Here is a 1982-nt window from a genome sequence, read left to right as displayed (position 1 = left end):
TGTCGTGACTCGCTTGATGCTTGACGCAATGGCATCGGATGATGCTTGACACTCCTAGCTGGTCTTTCGCTGTTTAGTATGCGCTCTGGACTTGATCCGGGTGACCTCCTGGGTGGTGGTTCGCGAAACGACGCGGATCGGCTCGCCGTCGGCGTGGATGGTGAGGTGGGTGTCATCGACGGTCACGTCCAGGATCTTGCGGGCGTGCACCCGGCCGACCTGGATCTTCTGGCCGACGACCATGATGGTGCCGCGAATGGAGACCGTGCGCTGAACGGTGACCGGCCCGGTGGGCGTGGTCGGTGGCGGACCGGCCCGGCGAGCGCCGCGCAGGCGCCCGCATGCGGTGATCGGCAGCGGGCAACGCACGGTGCGCAGCAGCAGGCGTTCGCCGTCCATGACCTGGGCGGTGATGCCGTCCAGACGCAACGTGACACGCTGACCGGCCAGGTGAGCGCCGATGCACAACGCGTGGCTGGCCAGGCTGACGATGCCGATCGAGCTGACCAGCCGGTCGACCTCGACGGCCGCACGGTGCTGTTGGGTGTCGGGAACCGGTGCGGGAGCGGCCGGGCGCGCATCCCCGGAGGCGACCAGGGCGGCCAGGCCCTTGACCGTCAGGCGCGAGGCCACCGTCTTGAGCCGGCCGCCGGTGGTGGTGAACACGTGCAGATGCGCGGTACTGATCCACAACGTGATCGACAGTCCGGCGCGGTCAGGGCCGAGCCAGACCTGCTGGCCGCCGACCGACAGGTTGCCCGAGTCCGGCACCACCCGCTCAACCTCGATGGCCGAAACCTGCATCGGCTCGGTCACCGGCACCTCCTCGTCGGTGACGACCTGCGGCGACGGCGCGGTCGGGGTCATCGACGAGGCCGACGGCTCCACCACGCTCAAACCGGCCGGTAGTCGCAGCGGCAACTCCTCCTGCATCCGCGTCTGCTGAAGGGCGACATGGTCGGCGAAGAAACGGTCGGCGGGAAAGGCCATCTCCAGCGCCTGGTGCGGGCGGGCGGTGTTGTAGTGCTCGGCGAAGGCGTCCACCGCCTCCTGGGCCGCGCTTATCGAGGCGAACGGCGCTGCGTCGTCGAGCAGTTCCCGGCGCACCGTCTGATGGAAACGTTCGATCTTCCCGGTGGTGGTCGGGGTGCGCGGCCGGGTATGCAGCAGCCGGATGCCGTTTTCCCGGCAGACGCGCTCGAACAGCACCTCACCGGCCTTCGGCCCGCCGAACCGGCCGGTGAACTGCTTGCCGTTGTCGGTCAGCACCTCCAGCGGCACCCCAAAAGCGCGCATCGCCGCGGCGAACGCCGCACAGACCTGCCGCCCGGTGGGCCGGGCCACCACCGAGGCGATCACACAAAACCGCGAATGGTCATCCACCCCGGTGATCAGCTTGCACTCACCGCCGTCGGCCAGCAATACCCCGCCCATGATGTCCATCTGCCACAACTGCATCGGCCCGGGCCGCTCCCAGCGCACGTAGTCACCGCGTTTACGCTTGCGCGCCATCGGATCGATCAAAGCGTTGCGCACCAGCGCCCGGTAGATACTCGCCCGCGAGGGCACCGGCTCCACTCCGCGCCGGGCCAGCTCCCAGCCCAAAGTGCGTGGCCCCCACCGCGGATGCGCCCGGCGCAACTCACAGATCATCGCCTCGATCGCGGCCGGCGTCTGCATCGGATGTGCGCGCACCCGGTGCGACCGATCGGCCAAAGCGCCCAGCCCGCCGTCTCGATAGCGGCGCACCCAGGTATGCACCGACTGGCGTGAGATCCCATACCGTTCGGCGACATCGGTGACCTTCGCCCCCGACAACACCTCGATCACCGCGTGATAGCGCTGTTCCACGACACTCAACTCCACCAATGCCATCCCGGCCTCCCCGAAGCGCAGACAACGCCACGAGCAGGCACAGACGACGATCAAGGTGTCAAGCATCAAGCGAGGCCAGAGTGTCAACCATCAAGCGAGACAGGACA

At 68.0% G+C, this 1982-nt stretch carries 1 protein-coding gene; it reads right to left on the bottom strand.

The annotated features are described in order from the left end of the window. Window positions 1-54: 54 nt before the first annotated feature. Entirely contained in the window at window positions 55-1860 is a 1806-nt protein-coding gene (locus AB0K21_RS44585) for an IS481 family transposase (protein WP_364159278.1), read from the bottom strand. Window positions 1861-1982 lie beyond the last annotated feature (122 nt).

This window comes from Streptosporangium sp. NPDC049248 (genome assembly GCF_040678965.1).
In the GTDB taxonomy this organism is placed as follows: Bacteria; Actinomycetota; Actinomycetes; order Streptosporangiales; family Streptosporangiaceae; genus Streptosporangium; species Streptosporangium fukuiense.
Note: the sequence above shows the minus strand (reverse complement) of the source record. Positions and strands in the feature narration are given on the sequence as shown.